Source organism: uncultured Nostoc sp. (assembly GCF_937863485.1).
Classification (GTDB): Bacteria; Cyanobacteriota; Cyanobacteriia; order Cyanobacteriales; family Nostocaceae; genus Nostoc.
This window is the reverse complement of the sequence record NZ_CALMFY010000060.1, coordinates 1-20,732: the sequence shown is the minus strand read 5'-3', so window position 1 is coordinate 20,732 and position 20,732 is coordinate 1. Positions and strand designations below refer to the sequence as shown.

General features: G+C 41.4%; 14 protein-coding genes and 3 pseudogenes. 7 read left to right on the top strand and 10 right to left on the bottom strand.

Annotated elements, in window-relative coordinates; genetic code table 11:
* Window positions 1-1,023 (bottom strand): serine/threonine-protein kinase (locus tag Q0541_RS09115; RefSeq protein ID WP_298908571.1); only part of this gene is annotated, 1,023 nt, incomplete at its 3' end.
* Between the two features lie 55 nt (window positions 1,024-1,078).
* Window positions 1,079-2,761 (bottom strand): serine/threonine-protein kinase, encoded by a 1,683-nt coding sequence (locus Q0541_RS09110; protein ID WP_298908569.1) that lies wholly within the window; start codon window positions 2,759-2,761, stop codon window positions 1,079-1,081.
* A gap of 210 nt (window positions 2,762-2,971) precedes the next feature.
* On the opposite strand from Q0541_RS09110, the gene Q0541_RS09105 reads away from it, so the two are divergent.
* Window positions 2,972-4,486: a phenylacetate--CoA ligase family protein gene (locus Q0541_RS09105; RefSeq protein ID WP_298908567.1), complete on the top strand. Its 1,515-nt coding sequence runs from the start codon at window positions 2,972-2,974 to the stop codon at window positions 4,484-4,486.
* Between the two features lie 88 nt (window positions 4,487-4,574).
* Here the strand turns inward: Q0541_RS09105 and cax are convergent, their stop codons facing one another.
* Window positions 4,575-5,696 carry a calcium/proton exchanger gene (cax, locus tag Q0541_RS09100; RefSeq protein WP_298908563.1) on the bottom strand — a complete coding sequence of 374 codons (1,122 nt, stop codon included), beginning with the start codon at window positions 5,694-5,696 and terminating at the stop codon, window positions 4,575-4,577.
* Window positions 5,697-6,136: 440 nt separating this feature from the next.
* Between cax and Q0541_RS09095 the strand changes: the two genes are divergently transcribed.
* A complete protein-coding gene (locus tag Q0541_RS09095; RefSeq protein WP_298908560.1) occupies window positions 6,137-6,412 on the top strand; it encodes a hypothetical protein in 276 nt (91 codons plus the stop codon).
* 439 nt (window positions 6,413-6,851) lie between these two features.
* Here the strand turns inward: Q0541_RS09095 and Q0541_RS09090 are convergent, their stop codons facing one another.
* The 5 genes and pseudogenes from Q0541_RS09090 to Q0541_RS09070 all read right to left on the bottom strand — a co-directional run bounded on the left by Q0541_RS09090 (window position 6,852) and on the right by Q0541_RS09070 (window position 11,718).
* Window positions 6,852-8,180, bottom strand: coding sequence for an ATP-grasp enzyme (locus tag Q0541_RS09090; protein WP_298908557.1), 1,329 nt, complete (start codon window positions 8,178-8,180; stop codon window positions 6,852-6,854).
* Between the two features lie 119 nt (window positions 8,181-8,299).
* On the bottom strand, window positions 8,300-8,506 hold the full coding sequence (locus Q0541_RS09085; protein ID WP_298908554.1) for a hypothetical protein: 207 nt from the start codon (window positions 8,504-8,506) through the stop codon (window positions 8,300-8,302).
* Between the two features lie 157 nt (window positions 8,507-8,663).
* Window positions 8,664-8,831: pseudogene (locus Q0541_RS09080) on the bottom strand (ATP-grasp enzyme); the annotation flags it as partial.
* Window positions 8,832-9,175: 344 nt separating this feature from the next.
* Window positions 9,176-10,555: an ATP-grasp enzyme gene (locus tag Q0541_RS09075; RefSeq protein ID WP_298908552.1), complete on the bottom strand. Its 1,380-nt coding sequence runs from the start codon at window positions 10,553-10,555 to the stop codon at window positions 9,176-9,178.
* A gap of 134 nt (window positions 10,556-10,689) precedes the next feature.
* Window positions 10,690-11,718: a D-alanine--D-alanine ligase gene (locus tag Q0541_RS09070; RefSeq protein ID WP_298908550.1), complete on the bottom strand. Its 1,029-nt coding sequence runs from the start codon at window positions 11,716-11,718 to the stop codon at window positions 10,690-10,692.
* Between the two features lie 571 nt (window positions 11,719-12,289).
* Here Q0541_RS09070 and Q0541_RS09065 point away from each other — a divergent pair.
* The 3 genes and pseudogenes from Q0541_RS09065 to sppA all read left to right on the top strand — a co-directional run.
* Window positions 12,290-12,447 (top strand): annotated as a pseudogene (locus Q0541_RS09065) (ISKra4 family transposase); the annotation flags it as partial.
* A gap of 103 nt (window positions 12,448-12,550) precedes the next feature.
* Complete coding sequence (gene fni, locus Q0541_RS09060) at window positions 12,551-13,600, top strand: type 2 isopentenyl-diphosphate Delta-isomerase (protein WP_298908545.1); 1,050 nt, start codon at window positions 12,551-12,553, stop codon at window positions 13,598-13,600.
* Between the two features lie 135 nt (window positions 13,601-13,735).
* The gene (sppA, locus tag Q0541_RS09055) at window positions 13,736-15,571 is read left to right on the top strand and encodes a signal peptide peptidase SppA (protein WP_298908542.1); all 1,836 of its coding nucleotides are present in this window, start codon (window positions 13,736-13,738) and stop codon (window positions 15,569-15,571) included.
* A 496-nt stretch (window positions 15,572-16,067) separates the two neighbouring features.
* On the opposite strand, the gene Q0541_RS09050 is transcribed toward sppA, so the two are convergent.
* Window positions 16,068-16,217, bottom strand: coding sequence for a hypothetical protein (locus Q0541_RS09050; protein WP_298908573.1), 150 nt, complete (start codon window positions 16,215-16,217; stop codon window positions 16,068-16,070).
* A gap of 217 nt (window positions 16,218-16,434) precedes the next feature.
* Between Q0541_RS09050 and Q0541_RS09045 the strand changes: the two genes are divergently transcribed.
* Window positions 16,435-18,876, top strand: coding sequence for a dynamin-like GTPase family protein (locus Q0541_RS09045; RefSeq protein ID WP_298908539.1), 2,442 nt, complete (start codon window positions 16,435-16,437; stop codon window positions 18,874-18,876).
* A 193-nt stretch (window positions 18,877-19,069) separates the two neighbouring features.
* The gene (locus Q0541_RS09040) at window positions 19,070-20,095 is read left to right on the top strand and encodes an LD-carboxypeptidase (RefSeq protein WP_298908537.1); all 1,026 of its coding nucleotides are present in this window, start codon (window positions 19,070-19,072) and stop codon (window positions 20,093-20,095) included.
* 221 nt (window positions 20,096-20,316) lie between these two features.
* Here the strand turns inward: Q0541_RS09040 and Q0541_RS09035 are convergent.
* Window positions 20,317-20,732 (bottom strand): annotated as a pseudogene (locus Q0541_RS09035) (hypothetical protein); the annotation flags it as partial.

Genomic DNA, 20,732 nt, shown 5'->3' with positions numbered 1-20,732 from the left:
GATGGCGACAGTGGCGGATGTGGGTTCTGGTGCAGTGGGATATTGAGTTGGGGGAAAGTTAGCTGAGGGCGGGTTGAGGGTTTGGAGTACTTGACGGGCTGATTGATAGCGATCGCTTGGTCTGGTAGATAGCATTTTATCTAATACCTGTGCCAAAATCGGACTCAGGCTTACTTCCCGTCGCCACTGCCAGGTAAGATTGTAGTTATCAATTAATTCTTGGGGTTGTTTCCCTGTCAATAAAACCAGCATTGTTGCAGCCATTGCATACAAGTCGCTGTGGGGAGACACTAACCCAGTTTGCATCTGTTCTGGGGGAGCAAATCCTACTTTACCCAATAGGGTTGGTGACGGGGAAGATGCAACTACGCCGGGTTGGTAATATTCGGAAGCAACCGTTGCTACTACTTGTTTGACACCGCCAAAATCAATTAACACTGGCAGTTTGTCAACAGTGCGAAGCATTAAATTATCTGGAGAAATATCTCGATGAATTACTCCTAGTGAGTGGATGTATTCCAACACTGGCAAAATTGAAAGCAACAATTGGCGTACTTCCGCCTCTGTAAAACGCAAACCCTGCTGTATCCGGGCATTTAACAACGAGTTGTAAGTTTCCCCTTCGACATAATCTTGCACCAAAAACAGATATTCTTTGCCCCCTAAGTTCATGCGAAGCAGTTCCCGGAAGCGGGGAATTTGGGGATGTTGCAGTTTATAGAGAACACTCGCTTCTCTCTCAAACAGTTCTTCAGCTTTTTGGACAATGTAAGCGGTTTGAACTTGGGGGGAAAATTCTTTTAAAACACAAAGTTCGCGGAAACGGTTGATATCTTCAGCTAAATAAGTCCGTCCAAAGCCACCTTGGCCTATTTGACGCACAATTATATAGCGATCGCCTAAAGTTAGTCCCGGTTGGATACTATAACTCATGGGCGTATCCAACAATTTTTCACCACACTGGAGACAAAAGCGACTACCTGGGGAATTTTCATGTCCTTTAGAACAATAGATTGAATTCATAGGAAAATGAGCAGTTAGAAGTTAATTCATAATTCATCACTTATAACTCCTAACTCTATTTTTGTACTTTACTGACTTGATCAGCTGCGATCGCATACCAAATTTGACCAAAAGTCTGTTGATTCAGTTTCCCACGCTGCTGACCAGGAAACAACCGATCAAATTTTTCATTTGTCTCTTTGTTAAGTTGATTAATTGTATAGTTCCCGAATTGCCCCGATCGTGCTTGTCGTCTCCATGTTTCGTAATTTTGTGCAGTATATTTACCCAGTTTTCGACGAGATTCTGTACTGAGGTTAGCCTGTTCTAGTTTATTCAATAAATCGTCAGCGATACCAGACCATTCATCTCGTAAACCAGTGTCTTCAGGTTTAGATGTGAGGCTACGTCCCTTTAATTCTGGTTTTTTTGTATAAAATAAATTATCTACGAAGGGAATAAAAAATCCTTCAGTAATTTCTAGCTGTTGGCGACGACTGACAATTTCCTGGAGATCACTATTTTTTCCTTTGTCGCTGACTGGTTTACTACTCGGATTTGGGAATTGTGGAATTTGCGGTAATGAAATTGATGGGATAGTGATTGAAGATACGCTGCGAATGACTGCATTCCCCACCGCCAAAGTTAATCCAACTAAAGCTGTTCCCCCTAAACTGATCACAAAAGGGCGAATCCAAACAGGCCAAGATATCGGTTTAGCGATCACTTGGGTTTTGCTCTGGAATCCACTCACAACAGCACTGGCACGTTGTCTTCCCGGAGCAACTACCATCGTCTTAATCTTGGCGCTAATATAATTACCTGTGGGTTTAGTAGCAGTTGGCGATGGTAAATCTTTGAGGATTTGCTCGGCTCGTTGATAGCGATCGCTCGGTTTATAAGCCAGCATCTTTTTTAACACCGCTTCCAGTTGCGGACTAACTTGAATTTCCTTTGCCCATCCCCAAATTCCCTGATAGCTGTCGTATAATTTTTGCGGTTCTTTCCCTGTGAGCAACACCAATGATGTTACCGCCAAAGAATATAAATCACTACTTAGAAATACTTTCCCCTGCCGTAGCTGTTCTTCTGGAGCGTAGCCCTTTTTACCCAGCAAAGTGTTATTTCCAACCAACCTAGTCTGCCAAAAACCTTGATAAGCTGGCAATTGCTTGACACCACCAAAATCAATCAGCACTGGCAGATGATCAGAACGCCGCCAAATCAGATTATCAGGAGTGATATCACGGTGAACCACATCTTGTGAGTGGATGTAGGATAACACAGGTAAAATCTGTTGCAGTAGGGTGATTACTTCCTCTTCACTGAAGGTCTTTCCTTGACTCTGACGCTGTTCTAATAATTGGTAGTAATTGTCACCATCCACATAATCTTGTACTAAAAAGAAAAAATCTTTAGTGCCTATCTTCACTTGTAACGAGGCGTGAAAATGCGGAATCTGTGGATGCTGGAGTTTTTTCAGAACATTTGCTTCTCGCTCAAATAACTCTTTAGCTTTTTGTAAATCTTGCTGTTCTTGTACTTGGGGTGCAAATTCCTTCAGCACACATGTTTGATGGGATTTACTTCTATCCTGTGCCAAATAGGTGCGTCCAAAGCCGCCCTGCCCTAAATGACGGATAATTTGATAGCGATTATCCACCACCTGTCCCACAGCAAGAGGTAATGGCTCACCACAATGGATACAAAAGCGGTTACTACCATTATTTGTGTGTTGTTGACTGCAATAGAGCTGCATGGTGCTGAAGGATAAGTTAAGGTTTTATTGATTGACTACGACGTGCATACCCTCATTTTCGGATATTTTAGGAAATGTTAAAAGTAGGGTGTTCCTATATGAAATCCGTGTTGTTAAGAATTACTGGAGTTTTGAAGGTATTAGATAACAGCTAAAATACTGGCAGCAAGTAACGGTGTTGGTTCTACTTCAGGATAAACAACAAGCGTCATGAACTGCAAATCACAACAACAGCGGGCAATTAAAGCATTTGAAGATTTTTTGTCTACCCCCTTAGAAACGCTACTGCAACGGCATCTCAACACTCAAACTTCGACAGCTTTGAGTTTATTTCACGATGTGGCGGCTAATGTACCAGCCTACAAGGCTTTTTTAGCAGAAAGGGAAATTAATCCCGCGACTATTCAAACCTTAGAGGAGTTTCAAAAACTCCCAGCGATCGCTAAACAAAATTATATACTGCGTTATCCTTTAGCTGACTTGTGCCGCAACGGGCAACTCCAAGCGTGTGACATGATAGCTGCTTCATCAGGTTCTAGTGGAAAACCGACATTTTGGCCCCGTTTTTTCACAGATGAACTCCAAATCGCCACACGCTTTGAACAGATTTTTCACGATAGTTTTCATGCAGATACTCGACGTACCCTAGCAGTGATTTGTTTCACTTTGGGCACTTGGGTAGGTGGAATATTTACTACTAATTGCTGTCGTTATCTTGCTAGCAAAGGTTATCCCATTACTGTAATTACTCCTGGTAATAACAAAGAAGAAATCTTGCGAGTTGTCCAAGAACTAGGTTCAGCATTTGAGCAAGTGGTGCTGTTGGGATACCCGCCATTTTTAAAAGATGTGATTGATACTGGTATCGCCCGTGGTGTGGAGTGGCAGCAATATCAGATTAAGTTAGTGATGGCGGGAGAAGTATTTAGTGAAGAATGGCGGAGTTTAGTTGGCGAAAGAGTTGGTTCACAAAATCCTTGCTCTGATTTTGCATCACTCTACGGCACTGCGGATGCGGGAGTTTTGGGTAATGAAACACCGTTAAGTATCTGCATTCGCCGTTTTTTGGCAAAAAATCCTGATGCAGCTAGAGCTTTATTTGGGGAATCGCGTTTACCCACACTAGTACAGTATGATCCTTGCAGTCGCTTTTTTGAAGTTCACGATGGCGGATTGCTGTTTTCTGGAGATAACGGTATTCCCTTAGTGCGTTATGACATTTTGGATACTGGCGGAATAATTAGTTATGATGCCATGCTGCAATTTTTAGCAGAATGGGGATTTAACCCGCTCGAAAATCTCCGTTCTAACACTCAACAATCACCTAGAGGTATTCATCAGTTACCTTTCGTTTATGTCTTCGGTCGTTCTAATTTTACAGTTTCCTACTTTGGTGCAAACATCTATCCAGAAAATGTGACTGTGGGATTAGAGCAACCAATAATTCAAGAATGGGTGACAGGTAAATTTGTATTGCAGGTGCAGGAAGATGCAGACAAAAATCGATTTTTATCGGTGGTTGTGGAGTTAGCAGTAGGGGTAGAGGGTAGTGAAGATCGAAGAGAAGCGATCGCATCTTCTATTCTTTCACAACTGCTCCGCTTAAATAGCGAGTTTGCTAATTATGTTCCCGCAGAATATCAAACACCACAAGTTACATTAGCCCCAATGGGTGATTTTGAATATTTCCCGATTGGGGTGAAACATCGTTATACCCGTCAATAGAGTTTGATTTCGCTTTCATCTCCAAAAAGCGTTTAATAATCAGCCAGATATAATTAACGGCATAACAGCACCATTGCCCGATTAGCGCTCAAACTGGATGGAAGTAGAAGGCAGCACCCAGTATAGCATAGGTTGCTAGCAGCAACATCCCCTCTAACCAGTTAGAGCGACCATCCAAACTAATTAAGTTGGCAATAACCACTGCAATGATCACTGCAACAACCTCAAACAAGTTAAAGTTTAGATCCATTGGTTGTCCAATTACCTGCCCAACTAGTACAAGGAGCGGCGCAACCAACAAAGCAACTAGTAGACTCGATCCCATTGCTACAGATACTGACAAATCCATATTGTTCTTAATCGCTACTCGGACAGCAGTTACATATTCGGCTGCACCTCCAACTAGTGGTAATAAAATTACTCCGGTAAACAAAGGTGTCAATCCTAGTCCTTTTGTTGCCTCTTCAACTGCACCGACAAAAATCTCAGACACGAAAGCTATACCAATCGTTGCCACAAGCAAAATACCAACCCAAAGGCTCAAGTTTGGCTTTGAATGTTTATCTTGCTCTGTGACGGCCTCGTCTTCAGAAACACCTTCTAGTTCTACAACCCCAACATCGTAGAGGTAGCTGTGAGTCTTCAAGGAGAATAACAGCGTAAAACCATAAACTACAATTAAAATAACTGCTACAAAAATCGACAGATTAGTAATAGCGCTTTGCTCGACCACATTAGATGTAGTGATCACCATTGCAGGCAGGACAATTGCAGTCACTGCTAGTGTCATTGTCGAGCCATTGACTCGCGCTGCCATTGGCTGAAAAGTCTGCTCTTTATAGCGTAATCCTCCCAGCAACATAGATAGCCCCATTACCAGCAGTAAATTACTGATAATTGTCCCAGTAATGCTGGCTTTAACAATATCTACCAAGCCTGCTTTGAGAGCTACTAGACCAATAATTAGCTCAGTTGCATTACCGAAGACTGCATTTAACAAGCCTCCGATAGAAGGCCCTAAAACCACAGCAATCTCTTCTGTGGCTTTACTCAGCCAAACTGCTAACGGAATAATTGCAAGTGCTGAAAGTCCAAACACCGTTAATGCATCCCATTCTAACTTTTCTGCCACAATAGCAATAGGAACGAAAACTAGCAAACCTATTGAAATTAGATTTTTAGTTTGTATATTTTTGAGTTCGGTTGGCATGAGTATATAACTCTAATAATAATAACTATTGTTTAATTCATTGAAATACAGCAGATTGCAACAGGCGTGAGGTACAGATTATCGTAAGGACACAACATTGTTGTGCCCCTACCCGTGTACTTCATTTACCTGAAATACGCTGTAACTGCACAATAGAAGCAGTTTTCCTTGTCTGTAACACTTACTAAAGAACTTACAGTATATAAATTTCCTTTTCCTAAAGAATTTTATCTGCTGCGAAAAACTTTGCTAACTGGCTAAAGATGGATGAAGCTGGTAAATAAACTAATCCCTTTGACTGCTGTAATTGCTACTTATTACAATTAACGCTTTTCCATCACTCTTAGGAGAGCGTTAGGGATTTCCAAGAAATAAATTATCCAAATAAACTAACCGCAGAGACGCAGAGAACGCAGAGAGAGGAGAAATAGAGAAGATTTTTGCGTCAGTTTTGGGATATTTTTTTATTTGGAAGTCTTTTAATTAACTCATCACGGCGATCGCAAAAACGAGCGCATTCCCATTGTGTTTACAATATCTGTTTTATTAGGGGCGATGTCTGCGACGGGCTACGCCTACGCATTCCCTGGATTGCGGAAATATCGGACGCGATATATTTAGGAGACGCTTACGAGATGCGATCAATCGCGTCTTTACAAGGGATTCCGCCTTCAGCAAGGAGACTCACCAATCAAGGTTTTAATATGGATGATTAACCAGTGTATTCCAGTCCTGAAACAAGCCAGCAGTTTCCAAGAAAAACAGAAAAAGAGCTTGTTACCCAGACGGCGTAACAAGCAACAAGTAGGCATCATTGCACCGTAAATGATGCCCATTGCTTGGCGTAGGCGTAGCCCGCCGTAGGCATCGCTGCTCGTCCCCTTGTCGCCTAATAATAAGTCTGACTTTTCACAGTATCTGGAAAACCTCTTCTAAATCTCTCTCCTTCTAGGAAAGAGACTTTGAATTTTCCCCCTTTCCGATGATTTGGGTGCCGTACTCAAGGGCGATAACACAACGCCAGTCCGCTCAAGTCGGGAAACCCGCTGTTACAAGGCTGGCTCCCCTACACATACTTAGATTTTTTCATCAATCAAATCGGATTCCTATAGTTTTTCATTTTACCAATATTACGTTTTAGAATGCGGATTGGTATCACTCTATAAGTTCGCCCATATTAAAGTCTATTCTTATCCAACCTTTGAGTCTTCGTAAATTGTCGAGAATCAGTAAGGGAATCTGCCAATGATGTACTATCAGGAAGGGTAAGGGATCACCCACCTCAAAAATTGCTTCTTTCCCCCGCCTGATGTTTCTTACCCAGGTTTGCAGTTGCTTAAACGATCTAATCTCATTCAGCCGCCAAACTTCGTGGTACAGCCAATAGGTTGGCTTACTATCACCAAGAGGCTGCAAAGATTCAGCCAGAGGCTCTTTACCAAGATAGGCATCCGCTACTCCTGGATGATTGTAAAACATAGTAATGGCGGAGTGAGTCCGGGGGTTACACTCAATCGCGTAAACAGTTCCGTCTTCTGCCTGGATGAAGTCAAAGGAAAGTTGCCCGGTTTTTCCCAGTTCTTTGGTAAAATGACTCGCCCATTGCATAATTTCTAGCTGATCAACGTTTTCGTAGTTGACTTGAAAGGCGGATGACTCACAGCAGCAGTACATTCTTGACTCTCCATCTCGTGCGGTAGTGTGAGTGCAGTATTCCTTTCCAGGGATGAATTCCTGCATAATCCAAGGATTCTCCTCACTGATGGGCAGACTCTTGACAAATGCTGCTGTTTGTAATTCTGTATCGCAAGGTAGCTTGGTGAGATTTAAGCGACGTATTTGATCGTAGGGGATGCTTTTAAGAATGTATTTGCACTTCTCCTGAGAAAAGTCAAAGTTGATCACTTGTTCGGGATCAGTAATTTTGAAGGATTTGGGGACAGATAAACCGAACGATCGCGCTGTTTCAGCAAAGGCAAACTTGTCATCCAGGAGCTTTGTGACATCAGCATCGAAGTGGAAAAACTCACAAAACTCTGGTAATGGTGGCTTGCCGTGATCGTAATGGATGACGGAAAAAATCGCTACCGGGATAAAAAAGTCGATCTTTTCTTTTTTGGCGATCGCGTGTAGGGTTTCAACGTAGCCTTCTAAGTCTTTGCTTGGATCAGGAACGGTATAAAAGCCTGCAACGGAGTTGGAATATTTATTACCACTTGACCAAAATTTTTCAATGTCAATTATAATAACCCGATGCCCTGCTGCATGAAATGAACGCGCTAGCTGAAGGGTTTTAGTCATTCTAGCGCCAGCAATCAAGATATTTTTGGAATTGGGGTTAACAACAGTTGACTTACTGAATGGTTGCTTAAGAAAGTTCCACAGTAGCGATGTTAAGACGACGATGCAGTTTAAGGGAAATGCGATCGCTAGTAATACAAGAGTGCCCAAGTTTTGGAACACTACAAAAATATGCTTTCTCATAATTATAATTGTTACATAATAGTGGAATCATTCGCTGGTGGATCGGAAAAGGTTAAGGAGACAAGCAGATACGAGCCTGACCTTACTTCCATGCTTTCCTCCACTCGCATATATGCTCCTCAAGCCGTCTCGAATTGACACCGAACACTTACACGGGACTGGGAATCATCTTTGACGATGCAATTGCAACAAGCGATCGCCTCTCCATTTTTGGTTCGCTTCTCTGAGCGCAAGTAAACTTGCCCTTGAAGCAATGTGTTGTCCCCACAGATGAATCCAAGAAAAGCCAACAAATTGTCGTTGGCCGTGACCAGATGAATTGACATAGTGATGCTGTCATGCTTCCAAAATGCAACATTTACCTCATTATTAAAAATACAGCATTTCCGAGCGCATTCCAAGCAATCTGGGATGAACACTCCTTAGTTTGCTTTATCGAATGGTATTTAACCTGGGGAGCAAAGCGAAAGATGGCAAGCAAACTCATTCTCCAAACTGCACGAGTTTCCCGATGTTGAAATCAATCCTTACCCAACCTTGTAACGAGCGCAAATTATCGAGTAATAGTAAAGGAATGTGCCAGTGATATACCATTAATAACGGTAGTAGGTTGTTAACTTCAAAGATTGCATCCTTTCCTCGCAAAATATTTTTAAATCAATAATTGCAACTGCTTTAACGAGCTAATTTCATTAGACTTGTCCAGAATTTTATAACTCAGTCTGTACAAGGGTTTTAAAAGTTAACTATATGTCTTCATTCAACGTAGCAATCAGGGTTTGGCATAGTTGATGATAGTTTAGAGAGAAAAAATAGGATTTTTAAATTTTGAGCGGGAACATGATTTATTATGCTATACAATCCGCAGAAACTATATAAGATAAATATTAGTATTTATAAAGATAAAATTTTATATTCTATCTTTACGCAAATTTAATTTTAGGAGAGGTCTATTAAGTCTCTATTCGTGACCAAGCCGATAACTAGGTTTACTATTACTTAGGGGTTATAGAGGTAGAGGTTCTATATTTTACGTCTTCTCCAAACTGGATGAGTTTCCCGATGCAAAAATCAATCCTCACCCAAGTTCTTAAGGAGCGCAAACTATCGAGTAACAGTAAAGGAATGTGCCAGTGATGTACCATTAAGAACGGTAGTGGGTCGTTAACTTCAAATATTGCATCTTTTCCTCGCCAAATATTTTTAAACCACTTTTGCAACTGCTTAAACGATCTAATTTCATTAAGTCTCCAAAGTTCGTGATAAAGCCAATAAGTAGGCTTACTATCACTCAGGGGTTGTAGAGGTTCAGCCAGAGGCTCTTGATTGAGATAGGCATCCGCTAAACCTGGATGGTTGTAATACATTGTAATTGCAGAGTGAGCGCGAGCGTTGCACTCGATCGCATAAATTGTTCCATCTTCCGCCTGAATGAAGTCAAAAGAAATTTGTCCAGTTAGTTGTAATTCTTTAACAAAATGACTCACCCACTCTTGAATTTCTGGGTGATCAACGTTTTCGTAATTGACTTGAAAAGCAGATGATTTACAGCAGCAGTGTACCGTTAATTCACCATTTCTCACTGTACTATGAGTACAGTATTCTGTTCCGGGAATAAACTCTTGCAATATCCAAGGGGTATCTTGACTAATTGGCTTACTTTTGACATGAAGTGCCATTTCTTCAGGAGAATCCATTGGTAGCTTAGTCAAATCTAAGCGTAAAACAGAGTCATAGACAATAGTTTTGAGAATGTACTTGCGCTTTTCGTTAGAAAAGTCGAATTTAAAAACTTGTTCAGGATCTGTAATTAAGAAGGTTTTCGCGACAGATAGCGAGAGTGAGCGTGCAATTTCTGCAAAGGTAAACTTGTTATCCAGTATACTCATTGTATCAGCATCGAAGTGGAAATTCTCACAATAGCCTGATAACACTGGCTTGCGCTCGAAGTCAAAGTAGCTGGCTGCAAAAATGCCTACCGGGACAAAAAAGTCTATGTTTTCCTTTTTAGCGATCGCCTGCACGGCTTGAATATAGCCGTCTTTGTCTTCTTGCGAGTCAGGAACTGTGTAAAAGCCAGCCACAGAGTTAGAAAATCGATAACCACTGAACCAGTATTGGTGGAGATCAAATAAAATGACTCGATGCCCAGCAGCGTGAAATGATCGCGCTAGCTGAAGGGTTTTGGTCATTCTACCACCACCGATCAAGATATTTTTCGGATTTTCGTTCAAAACCACTTGCTTGCTGAACAGTCGGCTGAAAAAATTCCACAGCAACGATGCGAGTACCAGGGTGCAGTTAAAGGGAAATGCGATCGCCAGTAATGCAAGAGTGCCCAAGTTTTGGAATATTGCAAAAATCTGCTCTCTCATAGTTGTAATTGTGACAAGTTAATGATTAAGTGGCGTCGCTAGATAAAAATAAAGGAAATAAGCAATATGTTGCGTTAAATGCTTATTAGCTTCTTCCAAGTTAGAAGAAAGCTAAAAAGGTGATTTTCCACAAATCAGTTCATGCTCAACGCTTGATTGATCATCGTCATAAATAACTCATCTAAAGGAATTCCCAATCTGTTCGCCGTACAGGAAATCACCGCTTTGTGGTCAAAAATACAAAACAATCCGGCTTCTAAAAACCAAGGTTGTCCCTGTGGGTCGATCCGAAAGTCAAATAAACTATAATGGCGACAGCCCAAAGCCAAATGACACTTCTTAACTTCTTGCTGAACCTTTTGCGTGATTGGGTCATTAATATCTACAATCCAACCTGGGACATAATTTTTAGCAGTTGAAGCCAAGTCACCCTCGATGGGTATTTTGAATTTGTCAGTATAGCTGCGGATGGGTCTGTTTTGGGGGTCTATTTGATACTCTTCAAGGGGTAAACCGATTAGCTCTCCATCTTTGACAATGGCACCGCATCTGACTTCTCGACCGGCTTCAATGAATGTTTCTACGATCACCTCATCTGCAAATTCAAATGCTTTCTTCAAGGCAGCCTCATACTCACTCTTTTCTTTAACTAAGGACACCCCTAAAGAGTTGTCGGCATTTGCGGGTTTGATGACTGCTGGAGGTGTAATTGTCGGAACGTCTCCTTGGCGGAGCAGTTCTCCAGAAGGCACTTTCACCCCTGCTGCTGCGACAATTGCTTTGGTTCTGGCTTTGTGAGCCGTTAATGCCATGACATCCGCAGTATTGCCTATGTAAGGGATCTTAAGCAGGTCGAATAGTGCGCGGTACTCAGTCATTCCAGGGAGACAAAACATTTGTGGCAACATAACGTCAATGTTTTGCGCTGTTATAAACTGTATGGCATCTAACAGAGAAACCGGTTTGGCGACACCAATATCTTCAGGACTGAGGGAGGAAGGAAATCGCCATTGACCATCAGGTGTGATGTATGCAATCAGAAAGTCATAGAGCGATGGATTTGCCGTAGCCATTATACAGCTTTGGGCGTAGTTACGTGACAATTCACAATAAAAATCATTGGATGCAGACCCAGCTAAATGAAGGATACGAAGTACTGGCATGATTCACTTTCCTAGTTACTGTTATATTTTATATAACAACTGCGATTGTAAAAAATAACTTGATGTGAAAAAATTTTTAAAACGGAATTGGAAACTCTAAAAACAAGAGTAATAGTAAAATTGCATCGCTATTTTACTATATAAATATACTTTTAAACTGAATAATCCTCAGTCGTTACTGGAGTTTGGATTAATCAGGAGTGCGAAACTGCTAAACAAATCAGATATAGAACTTTGTTAATAATCAATAGTTGCATGTGCTAATTATTGATTATTAATATAGCAGTCCTAAATCATTTGTAAAAATAAATTAACCGCAGAGGCGCAGAGGAGGGCAGTTGCATGGGCGGGTTTCCGACTTGAGCAAACTGCCCGTAGCGCAGAGAGGAATCGGAGATTTTTACGACTCATTTAGGATTGCTATAAAGTTCAGGGAGTATGGAATTTAGTCAAAGAATTTGCGTAAGCGTTCCTTAGGCGTCTCGTAGAGAAGTTCGTCGTAGACATCGCCTATCCATTGGTGGGGAATTTTAGACTGGTTTTAACGATAAAGAAAATCTCTTGCATTGTTGGTGGTTCCGTCAAACGGCTCTAAAAAGCCGAAACCCTATTGTGGCAAGGGCAAGCAAAGGCAGCCCAGGCTTTGTTTACCGATTTTTGGGTAAGCAGGCGAAGAATTTCTGTACTTATCTTGAGCGACACCGCCTGAGAATTGCCAACTACTGTTACAGTACGAGCTGACTAAAGATAGCGAAAATAAATATTGTTGTAAAAAGACGATTGCAGACAATGTAACAATAGCGATCGCAAATACTTTTAGCCATACCCACCAGTGAACGCCCCTACCAATATCTCTGCACAAACTCAGAATCGCAAAGCCGATCACATTCGGATCTGTTTAGAGGAGGATGTTCAGTGTGATCAAATCACCAATGGACTAGAACGCTATCGCTTCACCCATTTTTGCTTACCCGAATTAAACCTCGACGATATTGATATCAGTACAACTTTCCTGGGGAAACACCTTGGCGCACCCTTGTTAATTTCTTCCATGACTGGCGGAACAGAACAAGCCGCAATCATTAACCAACGTTTGGCCGAAGTGGCGCAATACTACAAAATTGCAATGGGTGTTGGTTCCCAACGGGTAGCGGTGGAAAAACCCCAGGTGGCTGATACTTTTGCTGTCCGCAAGTATGCCCCCGATGTTCTGCTATTTGCGAACTTGGGCGCTGTGCAACTTAACTATAAGTACGGCTTAGATGAATGTTTGCGGGTAGTTGATATCCTAGAGGCTGATGCCCTTATTTTACACATTAACCCTTTACAAGAGTGCATTCAACCCAAAGGTGATACTAATTTTCGGGGTTTGCTTGACAAAATATATAAATTATGCAGTAAAATGCCAGTGCCAGTGATTGCGAAGGAAGTTGGTAACGGCATTTCAGCAGCGATCGCCGAGAAACTGATCGCCGCTGGGGTAGCAGCAATTGATGTGGCGGGTGCGGGGGGTACTTCTTGGGCAAAAGTAGAAAGTGAACGGGCAGAAAATCCCTTGCAACGTCGCTTAGGGAGAACTTTTGCCGATTGGGGTTTACCGACGGCAGAGTGCATTACAACTATTAGAGCGATCGCTCCATATGTGCCCTTAATTGCTTCGGGAGGTTTGCGTCATGGATTGGATGTTGCAGCAGCGATCGCCTTGGGAGCAGATATAGCTGGTTTAGCAATGCCTTTTTTGCAAGCAGCAGCAACATCAGAAACAGCAGTAGCGGAACTCGCTGAAGTATTAATCGCTGAAATCACCACAGTCTTATTTTGCACTGGCAACGCCACCTTGTATCAGTTAAAGCACTCTGGCAGTTTACAGCGCATAGAATAAATTAAGTAGGTCATTGGGCATTGGGCATGGGGCATTAGTCTTTTGTCATTTGTCATTAGTCCTTTGTCCTCTATTGGTTATAACCAGTGACCAATGACCAATTCCCAATGACCAATGCCCAATAACTAATAACTAATGCGTAATTTTATCAAACAAACTTTTGCTAGTTTAATTGGCACCTTACTAGGACTAATTATTTTCGGTGGTCTAGGAACCACTGGACTGTTCTTGCTAATAATGGCTGCTACCTCCTCTAAAGATAGTGGACCATATGTGAAAGATAAGTCAGTGCTGGTTTTTGACTTGTCGATGAAAATTACTGATAGCGAACCTAGTTCAGGCGAACTGTTTCAAAACACAATATCAGGTGTGGATGACGAAAGGATATCACTCCGCAAAGTTGTGGAAACTTTGGAAAAGGCGCGGCGCGATCCGCGAATTGTCGGGATCTACCTGGATGCAACTAGCACAAGCCAAGTTAGTAATGTCGGCTATGCCTCCCTTAAAGAAATTCGGAAAGCGTTGGAGGAGTTTCGCGCTGCTGGGAAAAAGATTGTGGCCTATGGCAGTGATTGGAGTAAAAAGGAATATTACGTCAGTTCAGTGGCAGATTCCATTGTACTTAATCCTCTGGGAATGATGGAAGTCAACGGTTTGAGTTCACAATCGATGTTTTTAGCAGGAGGATTGCAGAAATATGGCATTGGTGTTCAAGTTGTGCGGGTGGGGAAATTTAAAGGAGCTGTTGAACCGTTTATCCTCACAAAATTGAGTCCAGAAAACCGGGAACAAACTCAGAAATTATTGGATGATGTTTGGGGAGAGTGGCGCACTGCTGTGGGCGCAAGTCGGAAAATTGAACCTAATCAGTTGCAAGCGATCGCAGATAATCAGGCGCTACTGGAAGCCACACAAGCCAAAACTAGCGGTTTAGTTGATCGAGTAGCATACCCCGATGAAGTTGTAACTGACCTGAAAAAGTTGACAGATAGCAATAAAGACGACAAAACATTCCGACAAATTAGCTTGAATAGCTACGCAGAAGTTTCCGGCAAATCTTTCGGTGTAGAACGGAACTCAAAAAATCAAATTGCCGTTGTTTATGCTGAGGGTGAGATTGTCGATGGTAAAGGTGATGATGGGCAAATAGGAGGCGATCGCTTTGCCAAAATCTTCAACAAACTCCGACAAGATAAGGATGTGAAGGCTGTTGTATTACGGATTAATAGTCCTGGTGGTAGTGCTACCGCAGCTGAAGTGATGCAGCGAGAACTGAAATTAACTCGTGAGGCGAAACCAGTTGTAGTCTCAATGGGTGATGTCGCCGCCTCTGGTGGTTATTGGATTGCTAGCGACTCTAACCGCATTTTTGCCGAACCAAATACCATTACAGGCTCAATAGGTGTATTTGGGTTACTATTCAATGGGCAAAAGCTGGCGAATGATAATGGCATCACCTGGGATTCAGTGAAAACTGCACGCTATGCTGATAGTCAAACAGTTTCACGTCCGAAATCGCCCCAAGAGTTGGCACTTTATCAGCGCAGTGTTAACCGCATTTATGATATGTTTCTGAATAAAGTTTCTCAAGGTCGGAAACTCCCAGAACAAAAAGTAGCAGAAATTGCCCAAGGAAGAGTTTGGTCGGGTGTGGCGGCCAAAGAAATTGGTTTGGTGGATGAAATTGGCGGTTTGAAGACTGCGATCGCATATGCTGCCAAGCAGGCGAAACTAGGAGAAGACTGGGAAGTGCAAGAATATCCTCGCACTAACAACTTCGGAGAACGGTTTTTTGGGCGTGCAACTGAAGAGGCGCGGACTGCTTTAGGAATTGAGGGGGCGCAACTCAAACCATTTAATCCCCTTACCGCTGAATTCCAGAAACTGCAACAGGAAGTAGAGATTCTACAAAAGATGAACGATCCACAGGGGGTTTACGCCCGCTTGCCTTTCAACTTGAAAATTGAGTAGATACTTTTTTGAGCATCAGTAAGAAGCAACTCACCGACTACGGCGAGGCGCATGGGTTGCCCTCGCCAACGTCGTAATCAGACTTATCTTTGCGTCAACCTAAACAATAAGTTTTGTCTCGTTGTCTCATTAGAAAACACTCCCAGTCGGCTCTTTTTGTCAATGCGTAAGTCCTATCAGAAATTAATTGTCAAATTTTTTACTTGGTAACAGGAAATCAATGTAGTGTTTTCTGATGATTTACTTAAAATTACGATATTTGTGTAGTGCTTGACAATCTAATGGGAACCATTGGTTGCCAAAATCGAGTTAATAATCATCATTCTCAATGCATTCCGGAGAGGATAGATAATAGACATCTGGTGAAATTAAATATGCGTTAATCCAGAACCCTTGTAGAGACGTAGCACTGCTACGCCTCTACATTCTTTTTCACTCCTATGTCTAATCAAATAGCCCTGAATCTTATCCGAACTGGATTGTAATCCAACCATATTTATGAATGGTTGAGGATAATTTCTAGTTCTAGGTAACCTGTTTGTTTGTCAAAAGTTCTATTAAAGCCTGTACTAATGACTTGATTAGCAAAGCGAATTTTTGCTTTTTCTAGGCTACCAATGGCACTTAATATAAACTCTGCTTTAATCTCTTCCTGTTTGACAAAATTCTTTAAGCTTTGTTTTAAATCATCACGGGGTTTTATTTAATCTGATCGCAAAACTTTTCATTAGTCAATAATCTTTAATTAGTCGTTTAGGTAATATCCAGCAACTAAGCAGCATTAATTTTATCAGAAATTTTACTGAGCCATAGCCCCAAGAAATATTACTAATATATACATAAATATTATCAGGATGCTAAATATGTCAGATTTACCGCTTCAGTGCCAAAATTTGAAAGAGCAGGTTGAATCTATATTACAACTTTTACAGCAAGAACCCACGCTACGTTCCCAAGATATTACACCTATACAAACTTCTCTAAGTAAGGCGATTTCTCCAAAGTTTGAGATTGTGTTTGCGGGTGCATTTAGTGCTGGTAAATCAATGCTAATCAATGCACTGTTGGAGAGAGAATTACTGTACAGTGCAGAGGGACACGCTACAGGTACAGAATGCAAAATCGAGTATGCAGAAGTAGATCAAGAACGTGTTGTTTTGACGTTTTTAAGTGAAGTAGAGATTCGAGAACAAGCAGTTTATTTGTGTCAGCAGCTAGGATTTAAGACAGTAACTAATATTAACCAAGCTGAGGTAATTAACTTGCTACGTCAAGGTTGTGAAACTATTATTCAGCAGGAGGGTGGCGAAAGTAAATCAGAACGTGCAAAACAGGCGAAGGCGTTAATGTTATTGCTAGAGGGATATATTGCCAACCGCGATCGCATTAATACGGTGAATAATGCTACATATTCAATGGAGCAATTTCACTTTTCTAACCTTAAAGAAGCTGCTGGATATGCCCGTCGTGGTAGTAATAGTGCCGTATTGAAGCGGATAGAATATTACTGTAATCATCCTCTACTAAAAGATGGTAATGTAATTATTGACACGCCGGGTATAGATGCACCAGTAGAGAAAGATGCACAATTAACTTATGCCAAAATTCAACATCCTGATACTTCGGCGGTGGTGTGTGTGCTAAAACCTGCTTCGGCGGGTGACATGACAAAAGAAGAAACAGAACTTTTGGAATTAATGCGCAAGAATGGGGGAGTACGCGATCGCGTTTTCTATATCTTCAACCGCATCGATGAAACTTGGTATAATACCCAACTACGGCAGCGATTAGACGATTTAATTAGTGGACAATTTGGTAATTCAAGCAAGGTTTATAAAACGAGTGGATTATTAGGATTTTACGGCAGTCAGATTAAACAGACAAGCCAACGAGATAGATTTGGTTTAGATTCTGTTTTTGCAGAAAGTATTAAAGGTTTAAATGGTAAAGAAGAAACACCACAATTTGTCTATGCCTTTAACAACTACTGTGTAAATTCAGGAAAGCTGTCTTCTAGTAAATTTCGTGTCTCTGTTAACGGCTTTGAAACCCCAAATCAAAATTACGTGCGGATTCTGGAAGATTGGGGAAATGAACTAATAGAAAAGCTAATTCAAGATAGCGGTACTGAGGAATTTCGCACAGCTATAACTCGCTATCTTACAGAAGAAAAACGTCCACAATTATTTAAAAATCTTGCTGATGATTTGGGAGATGTTTGTATTAAACTGAAGAAACATTATCAAAGTGTGCAACGTAATTTAGATAGTCAGCCCCAAGAAATTGAGACTATGAAGGCGCAAGAGTTGCAACGCCTGAATCAGCAACTCCAGCAAATTGGTAGAGAATTTAGTGAGCATATCACAGAAGAAGTTAACCATATAATTAATAATTCCTGTGATAATTTTGATACAGATTTTAAGCAATTGCAATCACGAATGATTCGCCGTCTAGATGAATTGCTAGATACTTTTTCTGTAGCTTCTGCTTATCAACGTGCAACCATCAGCCATCCTCGCAATGCTACGGCACCTTTAATTGCTATTTTAGTAGAGGCATTTTATTACTTAGCAAATCAATTAGAAGATATTTTGGTTGAATCTTCTCAGCAAGTAATCGCCAATTTTTTCCAACGGTTGATTGAAAAGATTCGTAAGTCAGAATATTATCGCCAGTTGTATCGTTTATTAGATAATGATGGTGGAATTGAACAAGAGATCAGAATTTTAGAAAAACTAGTTACTCAAGCACTGCTGAGTGCAGCTAGCGTAGAGTGCGATCGCTTTGTGCGAGAAAGTCCGAGATTTTATGATGAAGGCACTTTTTCTATATATCAATTTCGCCAGACTTTATTACAAACTTCTCAAGGTTACGATGCTGAAAGTATCGTAGAAGCAGAACCAGCAATTAGGCAATTATTGAAGTTAGATTTTGAACCAAAAGTTTCTCAAACTATTCGGAAATCTTTCCGTCAAACCATCAACCAAACACTGAAAACTCAGTTGTTACCAATGGCAGATCAGCAAGCAGATGTAATTTTGCAGCAATACCCACAGGCGCGTGCTTATTTAGAGAAAACACTGCAACAAGAAGCTGAAGAACAAATTGCGAATAATCGACGATTATTGAGTGTTCTTGAAGCAAATATTGCAGGATATAATTCAGCAGCTTCTAGCATCAATAGTTGTTTAAATGCGATGCAATTATATGACCATCTTTTGCCTATAATTGGTGATTCATTTGATACTAATGGTAAGTTTGTTAATAATGGATTTGTGATTTCAAATGTGGTACAAGAGATTTAATTTTACATATTGCAATCCTATTTGATTTGTGAAAATTCGCGGTGTTCAGATCCCTGACTTCTTTAAGAAGTCGGGGATCTAACTTTTTGATGAATGATTTAGGCTTGCGAAACCGAATTTACTCTTGGATAGGGATTCAAACCCCATCAAAATTTGTCACTATTCCTAATCCCTAGTCTCCAACTCAATGGTTATGCTTATCAAACGTCGGCAATTTCTCACAACCTGTGGACTGGCTACCCTAGCCACCCAAATATCACCATTTACCGCCCAAGGTAAGCTATCCCCAAACACCATTCGCAAGCCGCCGCGCCTGCAAGTGGGCGATACCGTAGGATTAATCGCCCCTGCGGGTATCGTTGATGTCAAAGACATTGAAGCAGCGCAGCAATCTCTTTTACAGTTAGGATTAAAAGTCAAGCTGGGGAAACATATTTTAGATCGTTACGGCTATTTAGCGGGGAAAGATGCAGATCGCGCTGATGATCTAAACTTGATGTTTAGCGATCGCTCCATAAAAGCAATTATTGCCATGCGTGGTGGCTGGGGTTGTAATCGCATTTTACCCCTACTAAACTACTCGCTGATCCGCTCCCATCCGAAAATTATCATGGGCTACAGCGATATTACTACACTGTTGTTGGCAATTAATGCCCGTAGTCAAATGATTACTTTTCATGGGCCAGTTGCCACATCTACTTGGAATCAATTTACAGTTGATTACTTCAAGCGCATCCTATTTTATGGTGAAGCTGTAACTATGCAAAATCTCAACCCTAGCGAAGTGCGAGTGGAGATAATCGCACCGGCAAAGGCGAGAGGTAAACTTGTGGGTGGAAACTTATCAGTGCTATCAGCGATGGTAGGTTCACCTTACCTACCTTCCTGGAACAAAAGCATCCTGTTTGTGGAAGAAATTGGCGAGGATGTTTACCGTGTAGATAGGATGCTGACGCAGTTAAAAATTGCTGGAATACTGAACCAAATTGCTGGCTTTATCTTTGGGCAATGCACTAATTGTAGTCTTGGGGACGAACCATCGTTTACCTTAATGCAAGTATTGCAAGATCACATACTTCCTTTAGGTATTCCTGCTTGGTACGGTTCAATGATTGGTCATATTAAGGATAAATTTACTTTGCCAATCGGTGTAGAAGTGGAAATAGATGCTGAACTTGGAACAATACGAATGTTAGAGGCGGCTGTTAGTCTTGTGTGAAGGAGGCAGGAGGTTAGAATATAAAAATAGTGACTCACATTTTATCTAATATGTAGGGGCAATATCCTGCGGGAAGCCGCTTTGCGTCTACATGAATTGCCCCTACGGTAAATCAAGGCTTTCACTGCCTTTTTGCGTAAGTTTTAATTATCTATGGGGGAATGCTTTATTTTTTGCAAGTCCCCTAATACCCCTTAAGGAATGTCTAACTTATCACCATCTCATAGTGTGTCAGTGTTTACAGAGGTGGTTCGATCAATAATCTCTACTGGGAGTGATTGGGGTGAGTGAGTTTCAACACTTTTCCTCATGCCAACATCTTCAGTTTTCACCTGCTTATTATCTGCAACCAGCCGTTCATCTAATCCTACGCCCTGATTACTAGCTGATTTGACCTCTTGGGCTGCACCCTTTACTGCATTCGCTGTATCTTTTGCTGCATCTTTTATAGCTGGTTTAGCATCCTCAACTGTCTCTTTAACAGAGTCCGCTACATTTTTAACGGCTGGTTTGACCTCTTGGGCTGCATCCTTTACTGCATTGGCTGTATCTTTTGCTGCATCTTTTATAGCTGGTTTGACTTCCTCAACTGTCTCTTTAACAGAGTCCGCTACATTTTTAACGGCTGGTTTGACCT